This is a genomic window from Mesorhizobium sp. M0145, assembly GCF_040322355.1.
Taxonomy (GTDB): domain Bacteria; phylum Pseudomonadota; class Alphaproteobacteria; order Rhizobiales; family Rhizobiaceae; genus Mesorhizobium.
The window spans coordinates 1-23,709 of the sequence record NZ_JAMYTK010000001.1; the positions used below are offsets into that span (position 1 = coordinate 1).

General features: G+C 62.8%; 25 protein-coding genes. 16 read left to right on the plus strand and 9 right to left on the minus strand.

Annotated elements, in window-relative coordinates; translation table 11 throughout:
- Positions 1-600: 600 nt before the first annotated feature.
- The 4 genes from leuA to NKJ28_RS00020 all read left to right on the plus strand — a co-directional run bounded on the left by leuA (position 601) and on the right by NKJ28_RS00020 (position 6,058).
- A complete protein-coding gene (gene leuA, locus NKJ28_RS00005; protein ID WP_352633367.1) occupies positions 601-2,337 on the plus strand; it encodes a 2-isopropylmalate synthase in 1,737 nt (578 codons plus the stop codon).
- Between the two features lie 142 nt (positions 2,338-2,479).
- On the plus strand, positions 2,480-4,276 hold the full coding sequence (locus tag NKJ28_RS00010; protein WP_352633369.1) for a tetratricopeptide repeat protein: 1,797 nt from the start codon (positions 2,480-2,482) through the stop codon (positions 4,274-4,276).
- Positions 4,277-4,502: 226 nt separating this feature from the next.
- The gene (locus tag NKJ28_RS00015) at positions 4,503-5,306 is read left to right on the plus strand and encodes an alpha/beta fold hydrolase (RefSeq protein WP_352620486.1); all 804 of its coding nucleotides are present in this window, start codon (positions 4,503-4,505) and stop codon (positions 5,304-5,306) included.
- 134 nt (positions 5,307-5,440) lie between these two features.
- Positions 5,441-6,058 carry a hypothetical protein gene (locus NKJ28_RS00020; RefSeq protein WP_352620484.1) on the plus strand — a complete coding sequence of 206 codons (618 nt, stop codon included), beginning with the start codon at positions 5,441-5,443 and terminating at the stop codon, positions 6,056-6,058.
- Positions 6,059-6,134: 76 nt separating this feature from the next.
- On the opposite strand, the gene NKJ28_RS00025 is transcribed toward NKJ28_RS00020, so the two are convergent.
- Positions 6,135-7,079: a metallophosphoesterase family protein gene (locus tag NKJ28_RS00025; RefSeq protein ID WP_352568307.1), complete on the minus strand. Its 945-nt coding sequence runs from the start codon at positions 7,077-7,079 to the stop codon at positions 6,135-6,137.
- 53 nt (positions 7,080-7,132) lie between these two features.
- Here NKJ28_RS00025 and NKJ28_RS00030 point away from each other — a divergent pair, with 53 nt between their 5' ends.
- Both NKJ28_RS00030 and NKJ28_RS00035 read left to right on the plus strand, forming a co-directional pair.
- Entirely contained in the window at positions 7,133-7,630 is a 498-nt protein-coding gene (locus NKJ28_RS00030; RefSeq protein ID WP_352620482.1) for an NUDIX domain-containing protein, read from the plus strand.
- Positions 7,631-7,686: 56 nt separating this feature from the next.
- Positions 7,687-8,166 (plus strand): ABZJ_00895 family protein, encoded by a 480-nt coding sequence (locus NKJ28_RS00035; protein ID WP_352620480.1) that lies wholly within the window; start codon positions 7,687-7,689, stop codon positions 8,164-8,166.
- A gap of 10 nt (positions 8,167-8,176) precedes the next feature.
- Here NKJ28_RS00035 and NKJ28_RS00040 read toward each other — a convergent pair whose 3' ends face one another.
- Positions 8,177-9,166 carry a glutathione S-transferase family protein gene (locus NKJ28_RS00040; RefSeq protein ID WP_352620478.1) on the minus strand — a complete coding sequence of 330 codons (990 nt, stop codon included), beginning with the start codon at positions 9,164-9,166 and terminating at the stop codon, positions 8,177-8,179.
- A gap of 281 nt (positions 9,167-9,447) precedes the next feature.
- On the opposite strand from NKJ28_RS00040, the gene NKJ28_RS00045 reads away from it, so the two are divergent.
- The 4 genes from NKJ28_RS00045 to NKJ28_RS00060 all read left to right on the plus strand — a co-directional run bounded on the left by NKJ28_RS00045 (position 9,448) and on the right by NKJ28_RS00060 (position 12,117).
- Positions 9,448-10,002 carry a GNAT family N-acetyltransferase gene (locus NKJ28_RS00045; protein WP_352633371.1) on the plus strand — a complete coding sequence of 185 codons (555 nt, stop codon included), beginning with the start codon at positions 9,448-9,450 and terminating at the stop codon, positions 10,000-10,002.
- Positions 10,003-10,065: 63 nt separating this feature from the next.
- Positions 10,066-10,827: a 3-hydroxyacyl-CoA dehydrogenase gene (locus NKJ28_RS00050; protein WP_352620476.1), complete on the plus strand. Its 762-nt coding sequence runs from the start codon at positions 10,066-10,068 to the stop codon at positions 10,825-10,827.
- 16 nt (positions 10,828-10,843) lie between these two features.
- Positions 10,844-11,605 carry a HugZ family pyridoxamine 5'-phosphate oxidase gene (locus NKJ28_RS00055; RefSeq protein WP_352633373.1) on the plus strand — a complete coding sequence of 254 codons (762 nt, stop codon included), beginning with the start codon at positions 10,844-10,846 and terminating at the stop codon, positions 11,603-11,605.
- A 173-nt stretch (positions 11,606-11,778) separates the two neighbouring features.
- On the plus strand, positions 11,779-12,117 hold the full coding sequence (locus tag NKJ28_RS00060) for an ArsR/SmtB family transcription factor (protein ID WP_023679553.1): 339 nt from the start codon (positions 11,779-11,781) through the stop codon (positions 12,115-12,117).
- Between the two features lie 88 nt (positions 12,118-12,205).
- Here the strand turns inward: NKJ28_RS00060 and NKJ28_RS00065 are convergent, their stop codons facing one another.
- The gene (locus tag NKJ28_RS00065) at positions 12,206-13,210 is read right to left on the minus strand and encodes a L,D-transpeptidase family protein (RefSeq protein ID WP_352620472.1); all 1,005 of its coding nucleotides are present in this window, start codon (positions 13,208-13,210) and stop codon (positions 12,206-12,208) included.
- Between the two features lie 314 nt (positions 13,211-13,524).
- On the opposite strand from NKJ28_RS00065, the gene NKJ28_RS00070 reads away from it, so the two are divergent.
- Positions 13,525-14,322 carry a TrmH family RNA methyltransferase gene (locus tag NKJ28_RS00070; RefSeq protein ID WP_023679555.1) on the plus strand — a complete coding sequence of 266 codons (798 nt, stop codon included), beginning with the start codon at positions 13,525-13,527 and terminating at the stop codon, positions 14,320-14,322.
- Between the two features lie 37 nt (positions 14,323-14,359).
- On the opposite strand, the gene NKJ28_RS00075 is transcribed toward NKJ28_RS00070, so the two are convergent.
- Positions 14,360-15,523: a coiled-coil domain-containing protein gene (locus NKJ28_RS00075; protein ID WP_352633376.1), complete on the minus strand. Its 1,164-nt coding sequence runs from the start codon at positions 15,521-15,523 to the stop codon at positions 14,360-14,362.
- A 147-nt stretch (positions 15,524-15,670) separates the two neighbouring features.
- Positions 15,671-16,252 (minus strand): DUF1134 domain-containing protein, encoded by a 582-nt coding sequence (locus NKJ28_RS00080; RefSeq protein ID WP_023679557.1) that lies wholly within the window; start codon positions 16,250-16,252, stop codon positions 15,671-15,673.
- A 340-nt stretch (positions 16,253-16,592) separates the two neighbouring features.
- Between NKJ28_RS00080 and chpT the strand changes: the two genes are divergently transcribed.
- On the plus strand, positions 16,593-17,222 hold the full coding sequence (gene chpT, locus NKJ28_RS00085; RefSeq protein WP_023679558.1) for a histidine phosphotransferase ChpT: 630 nt from the start codon (positions 16,593-16,595) through the stop codon (positions 17,220-17,222).
- A gap of 238 nt (positions 17,223-17,460) precedes the next feature.
- Entirely contained in the window at positions 17,461-17,829 is a 369-nt protein-coding gene (locus NKJ28_RS00090) for a response regulator (protein WP_023679559.1), read from the plus strand.
- A gap of 104 nt (positions 17,830-17,933) precedes the next feature.
- Here NKJ28_RS00090 and ctrA read toward each other — a convergent pair whose 3' ends face one another.
- Positions 17,934-18,629 (minus strand): response regulator transcription factor CtrA, encoded by a 696-nt coding sequence (gene ctrA / locus NKJ28_RS00095; RefSeq protein WP_006203583.1) that lies wholly within the window; start codon positions 18,627-18,629, stop codon positions 17,934-17,936.
- Positions 18,630-19,081: 452 nt separating this feature from the next.
- Here ctrA and NKJ28_RS00100 point away from each other — a divergent pair, with 452 nt between their 5' ends.
- Positions 19,082-19,459 carry a flagellar export protein FliJ gene (locus NKJ28_RS00100; RefSeq protein WP_023679560.1) on the plus strand — a complete coding sequence of 126 codons (378 nt, stop codon included), beginning with the start codon at positions 19,082-19,084 and terminating at the stop codon, positions 19,457-19,459.
- A 61-nt stretch (positions 19,460-19,520) separates the two neighbouring features.
- Here the strand turns inward: NKJ28_RS00100 and NKJ28_RS00105 are convergent, their stop codons facing one another.
- Positions 19,521-19,916 carry a winged helix-turn-helix transcriptional regulator gene (locus tag NKJ28_RS00105; RefSeq protein WP_023679561.1) on the minus strand — a complete coding sequence of 132 codons (396 nt, stop codon included), beginning with the start codon at positions 19,914-19,916 and terminating at the stop codon, positions 19,521-19,523.
- A gap of 93 nt (positions 19,917-20,009) precedes the next feature.
- Between NKJ28_RS00105 and NKJ28_RS00110 the strand changes: the two genes are divergently transcribed.
- Entirely contained in the window at positions 20,010-20,936 is a 927-nt protein-coding gene (locus tag NKJ28_RS00110) for an NADP-dependent oxidoreductase (protein ID WP_352586703.1), read from the plus strand.
- Positions 20,937-20,993: 57 nt separating this feature from the next.
- On the opposite strand, the gene sciP is transcribed toward NKJ28_RS00110, so the two are convergent.
- Positions 20,994-21,269: a CtrA inhibitor SciP gene (gene sciP, locus NKJ28_RS00115; RefSeq protein WP_023679563.1), complete on the minus strand. Its 276-nt coding sequence runs from the start codon at positions 21,267-21,269 to the stop codon at positions 20,994-20,996.
- A gap of 260 nt (positions 21,270-21,529) precedes the next feature.
- Between sciP and mnmA the strand changes: the two genes are divergently transcribed.
- Positions 21,530-22,720 (plus strand): tRNA 2-thiouridine(34) synthase MnmA, encoded by a 1,191-nt coding sequence (mnmA, locus tag NKJ28_RS00120; protein WP_352633379.1) that lies wholly within the window; start codon positions 21,530-21,532, stop codon positions 22,718-22,720.
- Between the two features lie 13 nt (positions 22,721-22,733).
- On the opposite strand, the gene NKJ28_RS00125 is transcribed toward mnmA, so the two are convergent.
- Positions 22,734-23,693: a Gfo/Idh/MocA family protein gene (locus NKJ28_RS00125; protein WP_352466761.1), complete on the minus strand. Its 960-nt coding sequence runs from the start codon at positions 23,691-23,693 to the stop codon at positions 22,734-22,736.
- Between the last annotated feature and the right edge of the window lie 16 nt (positions 23,694-23,709).

Below are 23,709 nucleotides of genomic sequence, written 5' to 3' on the forward strand. Positions count from 1 at the left end.
AGGACCCATCACCTTCCGACACGGATTGCAGCACTTCCTGTCCATCGCCCATGGATGGGCGCTTCGAAATGTGTGAATCGCCTAGACGAAAATGGGGAGAGGTGGCTCGGCGAAGCCGAGACGGAGAGGGGACTGCGCCCTACGAAGGCCCCCTCTCCGGCCGCGGAGCCTGTCCTCGGGCTTGCCGAAGGCAAGACCCTGGGCGGCCACCTCTCCCCCGCTTCGCGGGGCGAGGAACCCAGGTCTTGAGAGGCTGGATCGGCAGCTTCACCCACCTCCAATGCTCCCACTTGCCTCGCTTTGCCCGCTCCTGTATGAAATCCGCCATGAGCCCGCGCGCCACCTCTTTTGCGTCCCGTCCGACCGGCATTGCCGGCCAGACCGTCCGCGCGCTCGCCTCGACCCTGCTGCTTCTCGGCCTTATCGGCGATCGCCGGGTTCGCTGAAGGAGCGCCCGGCGGTCGAATTGCCGCTCACGCGCACGCTCCTTGGCCAGTCACAAATTGGCACGTCACATCAAGCGAACGAAATTCTGGTAAAGGCGCCGCTCGCCACCAATCCGCCTGAAGCTGGATCCGCGAGCCGCCGGGAGAAAAGACGATGAACGCACGAGAAGATATCCGTCTGAATGTAGAGGAAACCGCCAAGCCCGCGAGGGGCATGCCGGACGCTGCCCGCAAATACCAACCCTATCCGACCGTCGGCCTTGCCGATCGCACCTGGCCTTCGAAAGTGATCGACAAGGCGCCGATCTGGTGCTCGGTCGACCTGCGCGACGGCAACCAGGCGCTGATCGATCCGATGGGCCAGGAACGCAAGGCGCGCATGTTCGCCCTGCTGCTCGACATGGGCTTCAAGGAGATCGAGATCGGCTTTCCGTCGGCCTCGCAGACCGACTTCGATTTCGCCCGCTGGTGCATCGAACAGGGCAACGTGCCCGCCGACGTCTCGCTGCAGGTGCTGGTGCAGTGCCGGCCGGAACTGATCACCCGCACTTTCGAGGCGCTGAAGGGCGCCACCAACCCGATCGTCCATTTCTACAACTCGACCAGCGAATTGCAGCGCCGCGTCGTCTTCGAGAAGGACGTCGCCGGCATCAAGCGCATCGCCACCGATGCGGCCAAGATGATCACCGACATGGCGGCGAAGGCCGGCGGCGGCTACCGTTTCGAATATTCGCCGGAGAGCTTTACCGGCACCGAGCTCGAAGTGGCGCTGGAGATCTGCAACGCGGTCACCGAGATCGTCAAGCCGACGCCGGAGAACAAGCTGATCATCAACCTGCCCTCCACGGTCGAGATGTCGACGCCCAACATCTATGCCGACCGCATCGAATGGATGTGCCGCAATCTCGACGAACGCGAGAACCTGTTGATCTCGCTGCACCCGCACAATGACCGCGGCACCGGCATCGCCACCACCGAACTCGGCCTGATGGCGGGCGCCGACCGCGTCGAAGGCACGCTGTTCGGCAATGGCGAGCGCACCGGCAATGTCGACATCGTCACGCTGGCGCTCAACATGTACACGCAAGGCGTCGATCCCGGGCTCGACTGCTCCGACATCAACCGCATGAAGGACGTCTACGAATACTCCAACCAGCTGAAGATCCCGGAGCGCCACCCTTATGTCGGCGAGCTTGTCTACACCGCCTTTTCCGGCTCGCACCAGGATGCCATCAACAAGGGCATGAAGGCGCTGCGCAAGGCCAACACGCCGCATTGGGAGGTGCCCTATCTGCCGATCGACCCGGCCGATGTCGGCCGCAGCTACGAAGCCATCATCCGCATCAACTCGCAGTCCGGTAAGGGCGGCATCGCCTATGTGCTGCATGCGGATTACGGCCTCAACCTGCCGCGCAACCTGCAGATCGAGTTCAGCCAGGCTATCCAGGCGATCACCGACGCCGAAGGCAAGGAGGTGCCGGTCAAGCGCATCTACGAGCGCTTTCTCGACACCTATGTCGACCAGCCCGGCGCGCGGCTGAAGTTCCTCGACCACCACACCTACCCCGACACCGAGGTCAAGGGCCGGCGCGTGGTCGAAGCGGTGATCCTCGACAAAGGCAAGGAGGTGACCATATCAGGCACCGGCACCGGCCCGATCGACGGCTTCGTCGATGCGCTGTCGCGCCACGTCGGGGTGCCGATGTCGGTGCTGGATTATTCCGAGCATTCCATGCAGCGCGGCTCGAATGCCTCGGCCATTTCCTATGTCGAGATGGAACATCCGGGCGGCAAGCTGTTCGGCGCCGGCATCAACACCAACATCGTCGCCGCCTCGCTAGAAGCCGTGGTTTCGGCCGCCAACCGCATCGTCGGTCGAAAGCGCGGCTAGCCGAAACGGTCAGGCTCCCGCCATCGGCCCACCGGAATTTATCCGGTGGGTACGCTATCGCACCATAAGCACATGCTTGTAAGGCGCCGTCAGCGCGATATGATTGTACCTCAACCTGTGCCGAATTCGAAGGGATCGACACTTGCAGCATACCACGCCTGCCGCCCCCGCAGTGCGCGAAACGTTGGAGCGATTGCTTGCCAGCGAAACGTTCGGACGATCCGAGCGCGCGCGCAAGCTGCTCCGCTACCTGGTCGAGCGCGAGCAGGCAGGCGAAGCCGACAGGCTCAAGGGCTTCTCCATAGCGATGGACGTGTTCGGCAAGGACGGCGATTTCGACCCGTCGACCGATGCGGTGGTGCGGGTACAGGCCGGCAGGCTGCGCGAACTTCTGCAGCAGTATTTCGCCAATGAGGGCGTTGCCGAACCGGTCCGTATCGCCATTCCGCGCGGCGGCTATGTTCCGTCCTACGAACTCAACGCCATTCGCTTGCCGGCGGAGGTGGAGCCCAAGGCAGAAAGCAAGCCGGAGCTGGCAACAGAGGAAGCGGCGACGACCGCCCCGCCCGGATCGCTGGAGGGCGCCCGCAACCGGGCACATCCGGCTGCATTGCTGAGCGTTCCAGCCGTCGCCCCTGCTGCTCCTTCGCTGCAACGCCATTTGCAGTTCTTCTGGCTGGCGATCGCGCTGGTCATTCTCTTGCTGGGTGTGCTGATCCTTCGCCAGGGCAGCGTGGTGTTGCTGACCGGCGGCGACACGGCGGTCGAGACCGCGGTGGCGACCGGCAGCATAGCAGCGCCTCCGGTTGAAAACCTCCCCCAGGTCTACATCGCCATCAAGGCCGACAGCGACCTGGCTCGCCGTGTCGCCGCATCGCTGCGCGCCGGCCTCAGCGGCTTCGATACCATCAATTTCATCGGCCGTGATGCCGACAGCCCGCCCGATCCAGTAACCGACGCCGCCAGCTTCGTATTCGATGTCCTGCCCGGGCCGCGTAGCGGCGACATCATGCTCGAGCTGCAAAGCGTTGCGACCGGCCGCGTGCTGCTCTCACGCAACCTGACCGCCGGCGACAGCGCGAACACCGCCATCGAGGACCAGATCTCCGGCATTTTGAGCTCGGCTCTTCCCGCCTCGGGCACGATCTACAACTACATCGAGCAGAGCGGCATCCAGACCGGGCTGACGGCGTGTCTGGTGCTCAACGGCAAATATTATCTCGACCAGAACGCCCAGACGCACGAAGCCGCTTACCGCTGCCTCGAAGATCTTGCCAACCGGAAGGCGAAGTCGTCGCTCGTCTATTCGGAACTCGCTTCCTTGCATCTCGAAGCGGTCACCGACCACTATCCCTACCCCGCCGACGCGACGATCGACAAAGCCATGACGTTTGCCCATCGCGCCATCCAGATGGGCCCGACCAGCCCCTACGCGCACCGCGCCCTTGGTTATCTCAACTCGCGCATGGGCGATTCCGCGGAATCGATCCGCTGGATGCGCAAGGCCTATGAGCTCAATCCCTACGATCTCGCAATGGCCGCCGCCTATGGCTACGGGCTGGTTTTCGCCGGCAGGTACAGCGAGGGCACCCCGATCATCGCTCACGCGGTGGACATCGCCAGCGCCCATCCGACATGGTGGGATTACGGGCTGTTCGCCGGAGAGTTCATGATGGGCGACATGAACAAGGCCACGCTCGCCAGCGACGGCTTGCGAACGACGGAAATGAAATCGCATTATCTGGCGGCGCGGCTGATCGGCGCCAAGGCTGCCGGCCGCGAGAAGCTGGCGAGCAGGCTGCTGCAGGAACTGACCGCCAAATTCCCGAAATTCGCAGCCGATCCGCGCGCAACTTTCGTCGAACGAAGATATCCCGCCGATCTGACCAACCGGCTGGTGGAAGCCCTGCGCGCCGCCGGCCTTGGCGGCGCCAGCTGACGTCTCCCGGCGCGTGCACGACGTCAGGTGATCGCGAAGATTTTACTGGCCATCCGGACGGCCAAAGCGCAATTCAGACACAATTTGAACCGGCCAATCTGATCCCACATAGGTCTGATCCCGCATAAGACTGATCTCCGCATAAGTCTGACCTCCCGCAAGACTGATCCGCATAAGACCGCCCCCGGCATCCTGACTGATCCCGGCACCAAGCCATAAAGTTTGCATGACCCCATCCCTTTACGCTGCCGAACGGGGCACCGGCCCGACAACGATTGCCTTCCTGCATGGTTTCGGTGGCTGCCACGACGACTGGCGCGATGTGGCCGAGTCTCTGGCGCCCGGCGCGCGGACCCTGGCCTATGATCTGCCGGGACATGGGCTGTCGCTCGATTTTCCGGGCGGCGGTCCGGCCAGGATTGCAGCCAGTGCCGTCCTTGCCGATCTTTCCGCTCGCGGGATAAAGCGGGCTCATCTCGTCGGTCATTCGATGGGTGGCGCCGTGGCCGCCCTGATGGCATTGAGCGAGCCCGAAAGAATGGCGTCGCTGACGCTGCTGGCGCCGGGCGGTTTCGGTCCTGAGATCAATGGTCCGCTGCTGCGTCGCTACGCCGCCGCTGCCGGCACGGATGAAATCCGCGCCTGTCTTGCCGCCATGTCGGGACCGCAAAGCCGGCTGCCGCAGCATAGGGTCGAACTCGTCAACGAGATGCGCCAGCGTCCCGGCCAGTTGCGGACACTTGTCGAGCTCGCAGCCGCCATGACCAGGGATGATCGGCAAGGCGTCATCCCGAACGAGGGGCTGGAAACGCTGAATATGCCAATCATGGTGGTTTGGGGAACCGACGACGCGATGCTGCCCGTCAGCCAGGCGGACGGCGTGCCGAAGCATTTTCATCTGCACCACGTGCTGGAAGCCGGCCATATGCTGGTCGAGGAAGCGCCCGGCCTGATCGTCGAGGCCGTCCGTCGCAATATGCGACGCCGCAGCAGGCGGCTTCGTCCGGGATTCGCCGCTGCGGCGAGCTGATCGGTCTTCGCGCAGGCACGGCGGCGGCACTGGTGCTGCTCCAGCGAATCCTTGCCCGCTCATCGATCTCGCAAGTGCAATTTGCCGGCCGCTGTGTTAATTCGGTGTTAACCAAACCCCGCGAGGCAACGCCGATGAAGGACGCAGGCGAGAACATCACCCAGATCGATCAGTCGCGAAAACTGTCCGATGCCATTCGCGACGTCAAGAACGCCTTCGCCGACCGCGACGACGTCGTCGTCGAGATGCGCGAAGCGCATCGCATGCGGCTCGATCTGCTTGCCGCCGAACTCGCGCCGGTCTTCGGCGACGTACCCACCGATATGGACAGTTTCGACTTCGCCGTCTCGTCCGGCCTGCAGCCACGGCTGTGGATCGACGCGATCAGCCATGTCGCCATGGGACGCGACCGCCGCACCTATCGCTTTCTCAAGGACACGCGCATCGGCCGCGTCGTGCTCGCCGAGTCGACAGAGATGAAGGTCGTTGCCGACCAGGTGACGCGCTATGTCGCCGAGCGCGTCGTCGAACGCCAGAGGATGATGGAAGGCGGCATCGAGCAAGCCGTCGCCGGCCTTAAACGCGCCCTGGTGGCGGAGGCTGAGCCGCCGCTGCATGTCCCTGGGCGCAGCAACGGCTGGTCGGCGTTCTTCTCGGGCCTCGGCCTGATCGCCGCCGGCGCCCTGGTCGGCCTGGCGATTTCGCTCGTGTTGTTCTGGGACCGCATCGTTGCAATGAAAATCAGCTTCTAGTGCGGTTCAGCGTTTCACGGAAACGCTGAACCGCACTATCTCTTTGTTTTGACGCAATTCCGGACGGAAAACCGTTTCACACTTTTCCTGGAATTGCTCTAGCCATCGACGCCTCGGCCCCCACGCCAAGCTCCATTGTCTGCAGGTCGCTGGGCGGCAATGCCGGCCCGGTCAGGCCGCGGCGCGTCAGCCTGATCCGCCAATTGTCCTTTTCACCGTCGATGTCGAGCAGATTGTATTGCGCCGGCGCATGCGGACTGCCGGGCGCCTGCCCGGCAGCGGCGACCCCGACCACCGGGATTTTGATCTTGCGGGCGCCGATGAAGAAGAGCGACGGCACATGCGAATGGCCGTGCAGCACAAGCTCGGCGCCGTGCCGGTGAAGAACCTTGTGGAAGCGGGAGATGCCGAACAGCCGCTTGTTCTGCGAAACGGCGCCGCGCACCGGCGGGTGGTGGATCATGATCACCCGGAACAGGCCGCGCTTGCCTGTGGCGTCGAGCATGTCGCGCAGCCGTTCCGCCTGGCCCTCCAGAAAGAAGCCGTTGGCCATGAATGGAGCCGTGGCGCGCGCCGTCGTGACGCCGACCAGCGCAACATTGCCGCGTACGCGCAAATAGGGAAAGGTGTTGCGGTCGACCGGCGTATTGACGCCGTCGCCGGTCATCCACGCCGCCCACGACCGGCAGGTCTTGTCGAAGGCGCCCGGTACATAGGCGTCATGGTTGCCCGGCACGACCGACACGTCATTGGGCGAGCCCAGCGTCTCCAGCCAGTGCTTGGTCATCTCGATCTCACCGTCGAGCGCCAGATTGACCAGATCACCGGTGATGGCGAGATGGTCCGGCCCGCTGGCCTTCATGTCGGCGACGATCGTGTCGATGACGGCATCGTGCATGTAGCGGCGGCGGTTGCGCTGCCAGTTGACGTAACCGACCACGCGCTTGGAGGCGAGATCGCGATAGGTTACATCGGGAAGCGGCCCCAGATGGACATCGGAAATATGCGCGAGCCTGAACATCTTTTCTTCATAGGCGAGCCGCGCGCGGCTTTCCACTCACGGTTTCGCGGACGATGACGCCGGATCCGGAGCAAGCCCTGCGCCAGATCGGCTGGCCGGGCTTCAGGGCAAGGCTGTTTCACCTGTATTTCGTACTGCGGCGGCCGATGACGCTCGGCGTGCGCGGCTTGATCCACGACCGCCGCTCCAATTCCGTCTTCCTCATCCGCCACACCTATGTCCCGGGCTGGCACCTGCCCGGCGGTGGCGTCGAGTTGGGCGAGACGATGATCGAAGCGCTGACTCGCGAAGTCTTCGAGGAAGGCAACATCGCGCTGACCGGACCGCCGGTGCTGAAATCCCTGCATTTCAACCGCCGCGCCAGCCGCCGCGACCATGTCGGCCTCTATCTGGTCGAAGAGTTCGACCAGCCAAGCCCTAAGCTGCCCGACCGCGAGATCGCCGAAGCCGGCTTCTTCCCGCTCGACCGCTTGCCCCAGGGAACGACGCCGGCGACGCTGCGGCGGATCGCGGAGATTTTTGGGGGCGCGGCGGTATCGCCCTATTGGTAGGCTTGCTTGCTGTTTGAAAAATTCCAAGCTATCGCTCACCAAACGGGGGCGAAACCATGGATATCGGACAAGCAAGATCGGTGAACGTCTGGCCTTATGTGGGGCTTTATACTCTCATGATGGTGGGCCTGACCGTCGTGTTTATGGGCATATCGGTCATGTTCCCTTCATTACCGGACAGCTTCGGCAACGCCAGCGGCATTGCCATCGCGTTTGGGTCGACCTCCTTCGTCTCTTACAAATTCATCAGGAAAAACCTTCGGCTTTTTAATCGCGACGAATATTGGAAACTAACGCTGTTTTCGTCTTTAGCCTCCTGTCTGCTTTCGCTCATACTGGGAGGCCTTGCCGTTGCGGCTGGAGTCGTCCCAGGGAGCGATGCCATCCCTCTCTTCATCTGGGTTCTGATCCTGCTGTTTGCCGGACTTGTAGTCTTCGGCATCAATGCCGCAGGCTACTCCAGTCGGATGGGCAAGAGTTTTCTGAAAGCTGAGCTTGTCAGGCAGGCCCGTATCAACACCGAAACCTTCCGCTAGGTCACCGGTCTCACGCCGCCTTCCTGAATCGCGCCCGGTCATGCGGCGCGGCGTAGTCCAGCTCCGGCCCGACCGGCACGACGCGCGTCGGGTTGATCGTCTCGTGGCTGCTGTAATAATGCGCCTTGATGTGGTGCAAATTCACCGTGCCGGCGACGCCTGGCACCTGGTAGAGGTCGCGTAGGTAATTCGACAGGTTCGGATAGTCGGCGATGCGGCGCAGATTGCACTTGAAATGGCCGACATAGACCGGGTCGAAGCGGACCAGTGTCGTGAACAGCCGCCAGTCGGCCTCGGTAATGCGGCCGCCGACGAGATAGCGCTGCCTTGACAGACGGTCCTCCAGCATGTCGAGCGCCGAGAACAATTCGCCGAATGCCTCCTCGTAGGCTGCCTGCGTGGTGGCGAAGCCGGCACGGTAGACGCCGTTGTTGACCGCGGGATAGACCAGCGCATTGATCGCATCGATCTCGCCGCGCAACGGTTGCGGATAAAAATCGAGCCTGGCATCGCCCCATTCGTCGAAGGCCGAATTGAGCATGCGGATGATCTCGGAGGATTCGTTGGAAGCGATGGTCTGCTCGCGTTTGTCCCACAGCACGGGAACGGTGACCCGGCCCGAATAGCCGGGATCGGCCCTGGTGTAGATCTGGTGCAGGAAATCGAGGCCGTAGAGCGTGTCGCCGGTGGCGCCGTCCTCGGCCAGGAACGTCCAGCCGTCGTCGCCCATGAAATGATGGACGACCGAGACGGAAATCACGTCCTCGAGTTTTTTGAGCACGCGAAAGATCAACGTCCGATGCGCCCACGGGCAGGCGAGCGAGACATAGAGGTGGTAGCGGCCGGGCTCGGCCTTGAAGCCGCGTTTTCGCCCTTCGGCCGGCGCGCCGTCGCGGGTCACCCAGTCGCGCCACTGCGACTGCGCGCGCACGAATTTGCCGCCGCTCTCCCCGCTATCGTACCGGCGGTCCTGCCATTGGCCTTCGACTAGCAATCCCATGCAATATCCTTTCGCGTTCCTGTCCGATGTAGGGCACCAAGCGGCGCCGCGGAAATCCCCGATGCTGAACAGATCGTCAACGGCTGCGTCGTCGAGTGCGGTCGGCTGCGCGGGCCGATTGCGGCGGCTGAAAATTGGTGCTAGCGGACAATCCGCATGTTCGACTTTGCCGTGATCCGGTTCGACCGACGACGAAAGAGCGCCCGCGCTTGATGAAGCGCTGACTGGCGAATGCTGCCGCTTGCAGCAAACCTTTCCTCGCATACCGGAACGCAAAGACCATGAGCCTTGCCGACTTGAAATACCTGGCCGACGTGAAATACCTGCCGGAAACTCCGGCGCACGATCCTGAAATCGAAGCCATCAATGACGAGGCCTTCGGGCCGGGCCGTTTCGTGCTCGCCGCCTACAAGATCCGCCAAGCTGGCCCGCACGAACGCGCTTTGTCATTCATGGCCGTCGACGGCGCAATCGTCGTCGCCTCGGTACGGATGACGCGCATCGCCGCCGGTGCCGGCCGCGCGCTGATGCTCGGGCCGCTCGCCGTGCAGCCGGCCTTCAAAAATCTCGGCATTGGCCGCAAGCTAGTGGCAATCGCGCTGGAAGCCGCCGCCAAGGCCGGCGCACCGGCGGTGATGCTGGTCGGCGACGAACCCTACTACGGCCCGCTCGGCTTCAGGAGGCTGCCGCGCGGGCAGATCTCGATGCCGCGTCCGGTCGACCCCGACCGGCTTTTGGCGCACGAGATCGTGCCGGGCGCGGTGGCAAGGCTGGCGGGCGAGGTTTGCCACGCCGACCAGGCAAGGATTGCCGCGCACATCGCCGCGATGGCATGACCGTGCCGGTGCTGTCGCACGGTGGCTTGGCGGCATAGTCTGGGAACGGAGGAGGACGTCGAGATGAACCCGAACGGCCAGATTGCGATCGTCACCGGTGGCGGCTCCGGCCTTGGCGAGGCGACGGCGCGCGCTCTTGCCGCCGGCGGCGCCAGGGTTGCCGTCCTCGATCTCGGTATCGAGCGTGCGGCCAAGGTGGCGGCCGACATCGGCGGCATCGCCGTCCGATGCGATGTGAGCGACGCCGAGAACGGTGCCGCCGCAGTCGCGGAAGCGGCAGAGACGCTCGGCGCACCGCGCATCCTGGTCAATTGCGCTGGCATCGTTATCGGCATGAAGACGATCGGCAAGGACGGACCGCATCCGCTCGATCAATACCGCAAGGTGATCGAGGTCAATCTGATTGGCACCTTCAACATGATCCGCCTGGTCGCCGACCGGACCGCCAGGCTCGAACCGCTGCAGGGCGGCGAGCGCGGCGTCATTATCAACACCGCATCGGTCGCAGCCTATGACGGCCAGATCGGCCAGGCCGCCTATTCCGCGTCCAAGGCCGGCGTCGTCGGCATGACGCTGCCGGTGGCGCGCGATCTCGCCCGCTCCGGCATTCGCGTCTGCACCATCGCACCCGGCATCTTCAGGACGCCGATGATGGCCGGCATGCCGCAGGAGGTGCAGGATTCGCTCGGCGCCGCTGTGCCCTTCCCTTCCCGTTTGGGCGAGCCTTCGGAATACGCGGCACTTGCCTTGCACATCATCGAGAACCAGATGCTCAACGGCGAGACCATTCGCCTCGACGGCGCCATCCGCATGGCGCCGAAATAAATGCGACGGTGATGCCTTGGACGAACCCAGGAAAGACGTGATCCGCGCGACCGATACCGAGGCGATCAGGCTGGCAAAGACGCTGATCCGCAGCGCCCGTTTCGGCGCGTTGGCAGTGCTCGAACCAGGAACCGGTTCGCCGCTGGCCAGCCGGGTCGGCGTCGCCACAGACATCGACGGCACGCCATTGATCCTGGTATCGATGCTGTCCGCCCATACCGGCGCCATCCTTGCCGACCCGCGCTGCTCGTTGCTCATCGGCGAACCCGGCAAGGGCGATCCGCTGGCGCATCCGCGATTGACGCTCGTCTGCCGCGCCGTGCGGCTTGAACGCGGATCGAACGAACACGCCCGCGCCGAGCGGCGCTACCTCAACCGCAACCCCAAGGCAAAACTCTATGCCGGGCTCGGCGACTTCTCGATCTTCCGGCTCGAACCGGAGCGCGCCAGCCTGAACGGCGGCTTCGGCAAGGCCTATCTGCTCGACCGCACCGATCTGGTCGCGACGGGAGCGATCGTCGAAGAGCTTGCCGCCGGCGAGCAATCGGCGCTCGACCACATGAACGCCGACCATCTCGATGCGATTGCCCTCTACGCAAGTCATTTCGGCGGGGCCGAGAGCGACGGCTGGATCGTCACCGGGTTCGACGTCGACGGGATGGATCTCATATCGGGCGACAATGTCTGTCGGGTTTTCTTCCCCGAGCCGCTGAGAGCGGCGCGCGACCTCAGGCCTGTCCTGGTCGACATGGCCAAGGCTGCCCGATCGGCAAATTAATCACAGCCGCACGGTTAATCGGCTTGCATGGAAAGCAAGCCTTGAGATTTGAGCGAAATGTTCTACCTTTGCGAGTGACGCTGAATCGCTGGCGTGCATCTATAGGGAAAGTCTATGGAATCCGACGCTATTGCCCCCATAGCGGCGGATGAGCAAGAAGGCATGGGGGATCTATGGTCTCGAACAAACTAGTCGCCAACGCCGGAACCGCGGCTGCGTTTCTGACGCTGATGGGCAACGAAAAACGTTTGTTGATCATGAGCTATCTGGCCGAGGGCGAGATGTCGGTCGGCGCCATAGCCGAGAAGGTATCGCTCAGCCAATCCGCCCTGTCACAGCATCTGGCCAAGCTCAGGGCTTCCGACCTTGTCGAGACCCGCCGCGACCGGCAAATGATCTATTATTCCTGCAAGTCCGCGGCGGTGCGCGAATTGCTGCACATGCTGGACGGCATTTTCGGCGAAGGTGAACTGTCGCAGATGGCTCACCGGCTGCGTCGCGCCGGGACCTGAGCGGCCGGGCGGAGAACGCCCCGCCAAATCCGCTTTGCTGCCAAGTCCGCCTTGCTGCCAAGTCTGCCTTGCTGCCAAGTCAGCCTTGCTATTGAACGCGCTCGTCCGCGGCCTGCGCAATCTCGTCCTTGAACTCGACATTCGTGCCCGGCTGCACCATGGAGGCAAGGTCTTCGGCATCCCAATTGGTCAACCGGATGCAGCCATGCGAAAAGCTCGTGCCGATCTTGCCCGGTTCGGGCGCGCCGTGGATGCCGTAGCTTTCGATGGAGAGATCGATCCAGACCGATCCCACGGGATTGTTCGGCCCGGCAGCGATGGTGAAGGGCCGCTTGGTCTTGACCCCCTTGAAAGCGAAGTCCGGATCGTAGTGATAGGTAGGGTTGTGCACCACGCGCCTGACCTCTGCCATGCCGCTTGGCGCCGGCTTCTCGTCGCTCCCAATCGAGGCGGGGTAGACCGCCAGCCATTTGCCGGCACGGTCGAGCACACGCACCAGGCGGGCGCCCTTGTCGACCTCGACGGCGGCAACGCCGGCGGGAGGGTCGCCCCTGCTGACATCAGGCACCACCAACATCCTGCCTGGTTTCCTGAGGCTGGTGCCCGGATTGAGCATTCGCAGCAATTGTTCGCTGACGTGGAAGCGCTCAGCCAACCTCTCCACCGCATTGCGGTAGCCGAGCCGCCGCAAGCGGGCCATCCTCTCCAAGCGAGCCGGAATACGCCTGGTGAAAGGTCCGCGCACATCCTTGCGCATCACCTCATAGGTCACCAGCACCGGCTTGGCGGAGGTTGCGATAAGTTTGCTCCAGGTCTGTGGACTGAGCTTGCCATCGGGCGGAAGTCCGTTTGCCACCTGAAACGCGGCGACGGCTTTGGCGAAGTTCTGGGAAAGGCGACCGTCGATGAGGCCCGGCGAGAAGCGGGCGCGATCCAGAAGGATCTGCGCCTTCAGCAGCATCGGATCGACACCCGTCGGTTCGCCGATAGTGAATTGGGCCTGATTGACGGTGGTTGGATCGAGCTTGGCCGCGCGAGCCACGCCGCATGCGAGGGCAAGCGTGGCGGCAAAGACGAGGAGGAGCCTGATCATCGATGTCCTCCCAGGACCGCAGCAGGAGCCCGCCTCTATGACGCGGCATGGCCCTGTGTGGTTCCTTCGCCCATCGAAATTCTGCATTGAAGCGGCTTGGCCGAAGAGCCGTGCCGCGGAAATCAAATATCGCCGTGCCGCCAGGAGGCCAGGCAGGGCGTCTCCGCCCGGCGCCTAGTGATTGGATTTGACCGTTAGAACGGCGTGCATCCATTTGGACGCTGAGATACGGTCTGAACTCCTTCGGATCGGGCATCGTGCCTTCCGAAACCGAATCCCGATTCGCGGCCGACGCATGGTCCGCCGAGGAAGCCATGAATCCGATCCGCATAGACGACCCGCAGGATCCTCGCGTCGCCGCCTATCTCGACATCCGGGAACGCGATCTTGCCGGCCGGCAGGGCCGTTTCGTCGCCGAAGGCAAGGTGGTGCTCGACGCGCTGCTTGCCGCCCGTCGCTTCGAGGCAGAATCGGTGCTGGTGCTCGAGAACCGGCTGGCCGGCCTCGATGACGTCCTGCGCAAGGCGCCTGCCGGGCTTCCGATCTATGTCGCATCCGGCGAAGTCATCGACAGGATTGCCGGATTCCACATGCATCGCGGCATATTGGCGATCGGCCGCAAGGGCGCGGCCGTCTCCGCTGAAGCTTTGCTCGGCGCACTGCCCGCCCGCGCGCTGATCGTGGTGCTGGTCGGCATCGCCAATCATGACAATATCGGCTCAATCTTCCGCAATGCCGCCGCCTTTGGCGCGGATGCCGTGCTTCTCGATCCGACCTGCTGCGATCCGCTGTACCGCAAGGCAATCCGCGTCTCAGTCGGCGCCGCCTTGAAAATTCCCTTCGCCTCCTTTGCCGACGCCGCCGCCTGCACCGCCATGCTCGACCGGCAAGGCTTCAGCCAATTCGCCTTGTCGCCGCGCGGGCAGACCGACATTCGCGATGCCAAGACAAACGAACGGCTGGCGCTCTATCTCGGCACTGAGGGCGAAGGCCTGCCGGAAAGCCTGCTTGCCCGCCTGCAGACGCTGCGGATCGGTATGGCGCAAGGTTTCGACAGCCTGAACGTCGCCGCCGCGTCAGCTATCGCGCTGCATCATTTTTCCGGAGCCTAATTTAGAGCCGGGGCGTCCCGCTCGCGCTTGCGGAATCTCAGTCGGTCGAAGCGGCCTTCTGCAGCGCCCGCACCCGATCGGCAAGGCTGCGTCCGCCGCTCCCCGGCCGCGTATCCTCAGGCGCTGCAAGCGCCCGGGCGATCGGTGAATCCGGCCCGTCGAGCTTTGCCGTCAAGGCCACGACTTGCGCCGCCAGATCGTTCATCTCTTCGCGCAACGCCGCGCTGGCGCTGCCGGTATCGTCTCCGGCCTGTGATTTCGACGTTTCGACGGCAGCAAGATCTGTCTTCAGCCGCCTGTTCTCGCGTGCCAGCGACGTCAGCCTGGCCTCCAGCCGCTCGCGGTCGGCGTCGAGCTTGGCGGTTGTCTGTTCGACGTCGCCGTTGACGGCCACATTGACCTGACTGCCTGGCACGCCGGCAAGACCCACCGCAGGCGCCCTTTCAGCGCCTTTCGGCTTTTCGCGAAGGCGCACCAGTTCCTTCTCGCGGCGCTCCAGCCTGTCCTCGCGATCGGCCAGCGAGGCGAGCAGGCGTTCGACCTTCTTTTCCAGGTCGCCGGTTCTTTTCTTCTCGGCCTTCAGCGCGTCCCGCAAAACCTTGCTTTCGGCTGCCAATTCCTGGCTGCGCCTGTCCGCCTCCTTGCGCTGGCCGCGCAGCAGCGAAATGTCGCTCGCCAGCTTCTGCAGCTCGGATTCGCGCGCCACCAGCTCGATCTGCCTGCTGCTGGATGAAAAACTGGCGTCGTCATACATGTGCTCCAGTTTCCGCAGTTCGAGCCCGCGCTTTTCGAGGGCGCGCTCGGTCTCCGCAAGCCGTTCCGACAGCTGCTGCAGCTGCTCATCGCGCTTGCGAAGCTCCTCGCCCCTGGCTGTAAGATCGGCGACGACCCGGTTCTTGTCCTGTCGCTCGGCCGCCAATTCCCTCAGGGCTTCGCGGTCGCGGCCGATCTCGACCAGCTGTTCGGCGGCCTTCTCGCGCAATGATTTGACGGTCATTTCAAGCCGGCGCACCGAAACGGCGAACTCGGCGCGAATGCGATCCTTGTCCGCCTGGATCTCGGCCAGCGTCAACGGCATCGAGCCCTCGACGCGCTTGCGCGTCAGCGCCACCGCCCGCCGCCACACGGCCGGAGCAATCATCAGCGCCAGAAAGCCCGCGCAGAGAAAGCCGAGGACAAAGAACAGGATCGACTGGACCAAGATGACTATCCGTTGTGCATGGCAACCGCCAAAGGTCGACTTTGCCATCTTCGCATGACGGAAATCCGGCGCCACGGCAAGAGTATGCCGCGGCAAAGCTCAGACCGTGGGATCACAGGTCCAATCGCAGTGGCGCCATCATGCAGGTCAGAACGGATTCCAGGTCGCGCGCTGGGTGAGCTTGAGGTAGCCGAGATTGACGCCGAGACGAGCGCCGACGCCGGTACGGATCGGCACGAGCAGCACATTGTTGTTCTTCAGCACGTTGAAGCCGACGCCGGCGACGACATAGGCGGAGCCGGCGACGCCGCCAAAACGATTATAGAGGCTGCTCACATCGTCGAGATTGTAGACCAGCATCATGACGCGCGAGCCCTCGCCGCCGAAATCCCAGCCGAGCGACGGGCCTTGCCAGAACACTTTGTGGTCGCCCGCATTCTTGGTGTAGAGCGTGCCTTCGCCATAGGTCAGGCCACCGATCAGCGCCCCGGACCCCTCTTCGCCGAGCAGATAGCCGTTCGGCAGGCCATAGGTGGCGAAAATCTTCTCGACGACGGTTGCGAGCCCGCCCGATGTTGCGCCGAAGAATTTATGACCGGAATCGACGATCTCCTGCGCGGTGTATTCCTGCGCCCGCGCGGCCGATGCCGAAAAGGCGACAAGGCCGATGAGCGCGATCGTCATTGAGATGACACGGAAAAAAGTCCGGTCGTAGAATCGGGAAACCATGCTTCCAATCTCCGTCAGGGAGCACTTTCGCCGACGCCTCGCACCCGTACGGCTCTTTGGCGGCCGTTAAGGATGACTGTTAGGGGCAAACTATGCCGTAATCCTTTTTCAACCATTAAACTCCCACATGAAGATGGCGGTTCGAAGGCTGTTTTCACATCGCCCGCGCAGCACCCTGCTGCGTGAACACGCCATTTTCGACAATCATGATTTCGGATTTGTTGCTGCACGCACAAGCGCTGTGTATTCAGAATGCTTGGGAGAGAGCGTGATTCGTGTGGACAGGCGTGATCATGATCGCCCGGTCATTGTGTTGTGAAATTTGCAGGGATTTTTGCCGATGGCCGAGCTTTTCACCCTTTCCGCACCCGATCTGGCCGCGCTGCTGTGCAGCCGGGTCTGCCACGACATCATTTCGCCGGTCGGCGCCATAAACAACGGGCTTGAGCTGCTCGACGAAGGCGGCGCCGACGAAGACGCCATGAAGCTGATCCGCCAAAGCGCCAAAAACGCCTCCGCCCGCCTGCAATTCGCCCGCATCGCCTTCGGCGCTGCCGGTTCCGCCGGCATGCTGATCGACACCGGGGACGCCGAGGCCGTGGCCATCGCCTTCCTGAAGAACGAGAAGCCGGAACTGATCTGGAACGGAACCCGCGCACTGTTGCCCAAGAACAAGGTCAAGCTGCTGCTCAATCTCATCCTCGTCGCTAACGCCGCCATTCCGCGCGGCGGCAGGCTGGTGGTCACGCTGGAGAACCTGGAGACCGAGCCGCGCTTTGCGCTCGCGGCGAGCGGCCCGATGCTCCGCGTGCCGCCCAAATTCCTGGAATTGCATTCCGGCCACAGGCCGGAAGAGCCGATCGACGCGCATTCGGTGCAGCCCTATTACACGCTGCTCCTGGCCCGCGAAGCCAACATGACGATTTCGATCCATGCGACCGCCGACGAGATCGTCCTTTCTGCAGTCTGAAGTTCTGCTAAGAGCCGGAAAAGTATTTTCTCCAAATCATATTTGCGGCGTCGTCTTAACATCTGTGAGACCGGCTTGCAGATTAATTGCGTGAAGCATTGCGAAAGAAGATTTCGCTTAAAACACCTTCAGGAAAATTTTACCTAACGGCTTTTCGGCTTCTTTACCAGATCGGCCTATGGTCCCCGGCAGATGCCACGACGCTGTCGGTTTGCCGCATGGCAAAGAGGGTCCGGGAATGAAACGCTGCATGTTCGTCGACAATTCGAGCGTCATCAGGAAGGTTGCAAGGCGTATCCTGGGCGGTTCCGGCATGATGGTGATCGAAGCCGCCAGCGGCCATGAGGCGATCGAGATGTGCGCGGTCGACATGCCTGATATCATCGTCGTCGACGGCGCCTTGCCGGACATGCAGGCGCAGGACCTCATCCGCCGCGTGCGCGCCATGGAAAGCCCGGTAGTGCCGCAAGTTTTGATTTCGCTGGTCGAGGTCGACGTCGGGGCGATCATGCGGGCAAAGCGCGCCGGCGCCCAGGGCTACCTGCTGAAGCCGTTCAACCGGCCGCAACTGCTCGAGTGCTTCCGCGCCTTGAAGATTGCCGCCTGATCAGAGCCTGTTCCATCTGGATGAAATCGGGATGAGCTCTATCTCGTTGTTTTACCAGGTTCTTTTCCGAAAGCCGGCGCCCATTTTGGGATCATGCCCTTGCTTCAGGCGCTGACCCGGATATCTTCAGGCTCACGCAGCACATAGCCGCGGCCCCAGACGGTCTCGATGTAATTCTGCCCGCCAGACGCGGCGTCGAGCTTCTTGCGCAGCTTGCAGATGAAGACGTCGATGATCTTCAGCTCCGGCTCATCCATGCCGCCATAGAGATGGTTGAGGAACATTTCCTTGGTCAGCGTGGTGCCCTTGCGCAGCGAGAGCAGTTCCAGCATCTGATATTCCTTGCCGGTCAGATGGACGCGCTGGCCACCGACTTCAACGGTCTTGGCATCGAGATTGACCACCAGGTCGCCGGTGGTGATGACCGACTGGGCATGGCCCTTGGAACGCCGCACGATGGCATGGATGCGGGCGACCAGTTCGTCCTTGTGGAAGGGCTTGGTCATGTAATCGTCGGCGCCGAAGCCGAGGCCGCGCACCTTGTCCTCGATGCCGGCCATGCCGGAGAGGATGAGGATCGGCGTCTTCACCTTGGAAAGGCGGAGTGTTCTCAACACTTCGTAGCCCGACATGTCGGGGAGGTTGAGGTCGAGGAGAATGATGTCGTAATCATAAAGCTTGCCTAGATCGACACCCTCTTCGCCAAGGTCGGTCGTATAGACATTGAAACTTTCTGATTTCAGCATCAGCTCGATGCTTTGTGCGGTTGCACTGTCGTCTTCTATCAGCAGAACGCGCATTTCATTCCCCTTTTCTGCTGCCGGACCATTTCACGACCCGTCCAGGACCGGAGCAGTGATTGCCCTGAGCAGAGGCTGCCATCGAATGGTTAATAAAACCTAATTCCCCGTCCGTGACGGTATCAGATTTTTTAACCCCTTTCTACACCTTGTTGAATCCAATAACGAATCACAGACCCAAACCGTTAATGCGGCACATTAATAAGCCAGACTAAGTGACTCTTCGGACTCGTTGGCCAGGTTTCGCGACGAGAAGCAGAATTTTTACCCGCCCTTAAGTCCTGAGCCGTATGATTAACAATGCCCGTAAACGAATGGTTACCGCCGGCAAAAAACTTTAGGAGTTTGTTTCCCATAGTTCGGGGAAAGCCGGTGGAAACGGGGTCAGGCCTGGGCCTTGCCGGGTGAATTGGACGATATGTGCAGGTGTGCGTTTCCGGGAGTACCGAATCATGAAGTCACGTGAAAACCTCGTTCGGCTGAAGCAATTTCAGGTGAGCGAGAAGCGGCGGCAGCTGCTGCAGCTCGACATGATGATCGCCGAATTCGAGCGCATGGCCGTCGAGCTGGAACTTCAGATCGCCGCCGAAGAGAAGAAGGCCGGCATCACCGACATCAATCATTTTGCTTATCCGACCTTCGCCAAGGCGGCACGCCTGCGCCGCGACAACCTCAGGAATTCGCAAAGCGACCTCGCCCAGCAGCGAAATGTCGCCGAATCATTGCTGAGCGAGGCCGAAGCCGAGCTTTCCAAGGCCGAGATGCTGGAATCGCGGGACACCAAGACGCGCGACACGGAAGCCGGCAGCCGCAGCGCCATGATCGGCTAAAACAAGGCTTTAACGCGCGCCGCGCTTGAGCGCCATTGCTGCGCACCGAACGGTGCCGGCCTCAGGCACCCAGATATTCTTGGTGTTCCGCCGCCCGCGCGCGGGCATCCTTGATGTCGGGCACATGCTGCTCCGACCAGGCTCTGATCTGATCGAGCAGTCCTGCCAGGTTCTGGCCGAGTTCGGTCAGCTCGTATTCGACTCGCGGTGGAATGACCGGGAAGATTTCGCGCCGCACAAGGCCGTCGCGTTCGAGGATGCGCAGGGTCTGCGTCAGCATTTTCGGCGTGACGCCTTCGAGCTTGCGCGCCAGTTCGCCGTTGCGAAGCCGGCCGCGGCGCAGCGCACAGATCACAAGGTGGACCCATTTGCTGGCGAGCGTCTCGAGCACGGCGTGTGACGGGCACGACCGCCGAAAGGCGTCATAGCCGAAAGGGGAAACATCTTCACTATCCATGAGGTGCGTATATATCAAAAAGGTACATACTAGACAAGATAATGTAACTATCCAAGTGATAGTGGCACATCAAAACCAGCAGGAGAGCCTTCCATGCGTGCCATTATCCAGAATTCCTTCGGCGGACCCGACGTCCTCGTCATTGCCGATCGCCCCGCGCCATCACCCGAGGCCGGCGAAGTGCTCGTCCGCATCGAGGCGTCCGGCATCAATCCGGTCGATGGTGCGGTGCGCGGCGGCCACTATCCGCTGCTTGGCGAGCCGCCTTTTGTCCTTGGCTGGGACGTTTCGGGAGTTGTCGAGGCGCTGGGCTCCGGCGTCTCCGGCCTCAAGGTCGGCGATGCCGTGTTCGGCATGACGCGCTTTCCCAAACAGGCGGCAGCCTACGCCGAACTCGCCGCTGTCCCGGCTGATGAGCTTGCGCCGAAACCTGAAGGCATAGATCACGCGCAAGCCGCCGCGCTGCCGCTGGCCGGCCTGACGGCCTGGCAAGGCCTTGTCCGCCATGGCCGGCTCGATTCTGGCAAGCGCGTGCTGATCCACGCCGGAGCCGGCGGCGTCGGCCATCTGGCGGTGCAGATCGCCAAGGCGCACGGCGCTTACGTCGTCGCGACCGCCAGCCCGGAAAAGCTCGATTTCGTCCGCTCGCTCGGCGCCGACGAGGTGATCGACTACACAAGGGATGATTTCACCGGGAAGGCCCGCGACATCGATCTGGTTCTGGACCCGTTCGGCGGCGTGCATGCGGAGCAATCACTGAAAGTGCTCACGGCCGGCGGCGTTCTGGTGTCGCTGCTCGATGTCAGCGATGCCACCAAGGCAAAGGCCAGGACGCGAGGCATCCGCGTCGAGCGCATGTCCGTAGTGCCCGACCGTGCCGCTCTGGTGGAGCTCGGCAAATTGATCGACGCGAAAAAGCTGGCCGTCCACGTGGCAAAGGCGTTTCCGCTCGAACAGGCCGGTGCCGCCCATGCCTTTCTCGCCACCAGGCCGATCGGCAAGGTGGTGCTGACGGTCTGAAATTGCAGATCGTCGCCCCTCGCAAACGTAAGGGCGCTGATCAGCGCCCTTATCGGCCTAATGCCGGTATTGCTGGATGCGCGTGGTGCGCAGGCCGGCAAGGCCGTATTCGTCGATCGACGCTTGCCAGGACAGGAATTCCTCGGTGGTGAGCTTGTAGCGCTGGCATGCCTCTTCGAGGCTCAAAAGCCCGCCACGCACCGCCGCCACCACTTCCGCCTTGCGCCGGATAACCCAGCGACGTGTGTTTGTCGGCGGCAGATCGGCGATGGTAAGTGGGCTGCCGTCTGGCCCGATAACATATTTGACTCGCGGTCTAATTAGATCGGTCATCGTACTCTCTACAAAAAACTCAAAGACCCAATCCCCACCACATTACCGCCACAGCTTTAAAATTTGCCTAAGCAGACCCTAATGGTTAGGTAAGGATCATGAACGCGGCGTTAGCCTTTTCATCGGCATTTGAAACATCTGCCGGCAAGCGCATTGAACCCGGCAGGAAAATGAGCCGGCCCGGCAAAGCTGGCGCAGCCGAGACGCTTGACCTATATTCCGGCCATTGGCATTGAAGCGCCGCGCAGAACGAAAGAACCATGAACAGCCTCGATCTTCCCGGACGCCCCGAAAACACCCGCGTCGTCGTCGCCATGTCGGGCGGTGTCGATTCGTCGGTCGTTGCCGGCCTCCTGAAGCGCGAGGGCTACGACGTCGTCGGCGTCACGCTGCAGCTTTATGACCACGGCGCGGCAACGCACCGGGCCGGCTCATGCTGCGCCGGCCAGGACATCGACGATGCCCGCCGCGTCTCCGAGACGCTCGGCATCCCGCATTACGTCCTCGATTACGAGGAGCGCTTCCGCAAGGCGGTGATCGACCCGTTCGCCGAGAGCTATGTCGCCGGCGAAACGCCGATCCCTTGCGTTTCCTGCAATCAGACGGTGAAATTCGCCGACCTTCTTGCGACCGCCAAGGAACTCGGCGCCGACGCGCTGGCGACCGGCCACTACATCCGTTCCGGCGCCAATGGCGCCCACCGCGCGCTTTACCGGCCGGTCGACGCCGACCGCGACCAGAGCTACTTCCTTTTCGCCACAACCCAGGCGCAGATCGACTATCTGCGTTTTCCGCTCGGCGGCCTGTCGAAGCCTGAGGTTCGCGCCATCGCCGAGGAGATGGGACTGACGGTTGCGGCCAAGCAGGACAGCCAGGACATCTGCTTCGTGCCGCAGGGCAAGTATTCCGATATCATCGCCAAGCTGAAGCCGGCTGCCGCCAATCCGGGCGACATCGTCCATATAGACGGGCGCGTGCTTGGCCGCCACGAGGGCATTTTGCGCTACACCGTCGGTCAGCGCCGCGGCATCGGCATCGCCTCGGGCGAGCCGCTCTACGTCGTTCATCTCGACGCCGACCGGGCCCGCGTCGTCGTCGGCCCGCGCGAGGCGCTGGAGACCCACAAGATCTTCTTGCGCAACATGAACTGGCTGGGCGATGGCCCGCTGACCGCTATCCCGGCGGCCGGGCTTGAGCTTTTCGCCAAGGTGCGCTCGACGCGGCCGCCGCGCCCGGCCGTGCTGCATCACCGCGCCGGAGTCACTTCGGTGGAACTGGTCGACGGCGAATCCGGCATCGCGCCCGGTCAGGCTTGCGTGCTCTATTCCGACGGTGGCAACGAGGCGCGCGTGTTCGGCGGCGGCTTCATCGAGCGCTCCGAGCGCGGCGCCGAGGCCGAGGCGATGCTGACGCGGCTTGCCGTCCAGCCGGCGCGGGTTCCCGCCGAATAGACGGCGTTTTCTCTCAGGGCCTTGTATGGGCGACGGTGCCGGCGGTCAGGATGCGCAGCACGCGGATGGCCTCCTCGCCGCTGGTGCGCGGTTCGGCCCGCGTCTCGATGCAGTGGATGAAATGCTCGAGCTCGCGCGTCAGCGGCATGCCCTCACCGACCGCGACATAGGACGGCTCGTTGGCGGTGAACGCCCATTGGCCGCTGTCCTGCCACACCGCGTGGCGATAGACGGCAAGCTTGCGCTCCCACGGCTCGACATCGTCGAACACCGCCATCGCCTTGGTGCCGACAACGGTCAGCCGCCGTTCGCGGTAAGGGTTGAGCCGCGAGGCGAACAGATGGCCGCGCAGGCCGTTGGGAAAGCGCATGTGCAGATGCGCAAAGTCGCTGAGATTGTCGAGAAGAGCAGCGCCTTCGCCGCGCACTTCGACCGGTTCGGTGCCGGTGATGGCCAGGATCATCGACAGATCGTGCGGCGCCAGATCCCATAGCGCGTCGTTTTCGGTGTGGAACTTGCCGAGGCCGAGCCGATGCGAATGGATGTAGCGGACTTCGCCGAGTTCGCCATTGTCGATCAGCGCCTTCAGCGTCTCGAAGGCGGGATGAAAGCGCAGCACGTGGCCGACCATGAAGACACGGCCATTATCGGCGGCCGCCTGCACCGAGCGTTCGGCATCGGCCACCGTCAGCGCGATCGGCTTCTCCACCAGCACGTCCTTGCCGCCGAGCACGGCGCGCACCGCCATGTCGGCATGGAACTGCGGCGGCAGCGCCATGACAATGGCGTCGACATCGTCGCGGGCAAACAGCGCCTCCGGCTCTATCGCCAGGCAATCCTGCTCGCTGGCAAAACCCTCCGCACGCGCGGGGTTGACGTCCGAAACCGCATGCAGCGCGCCGAGCGCCTTTAGGGTGCGGATGTGGTTGCTGCCCCAGTATCCGCAACCGAGGACTGCAATGCGCGGTTTCATCAATTCATGACCATGG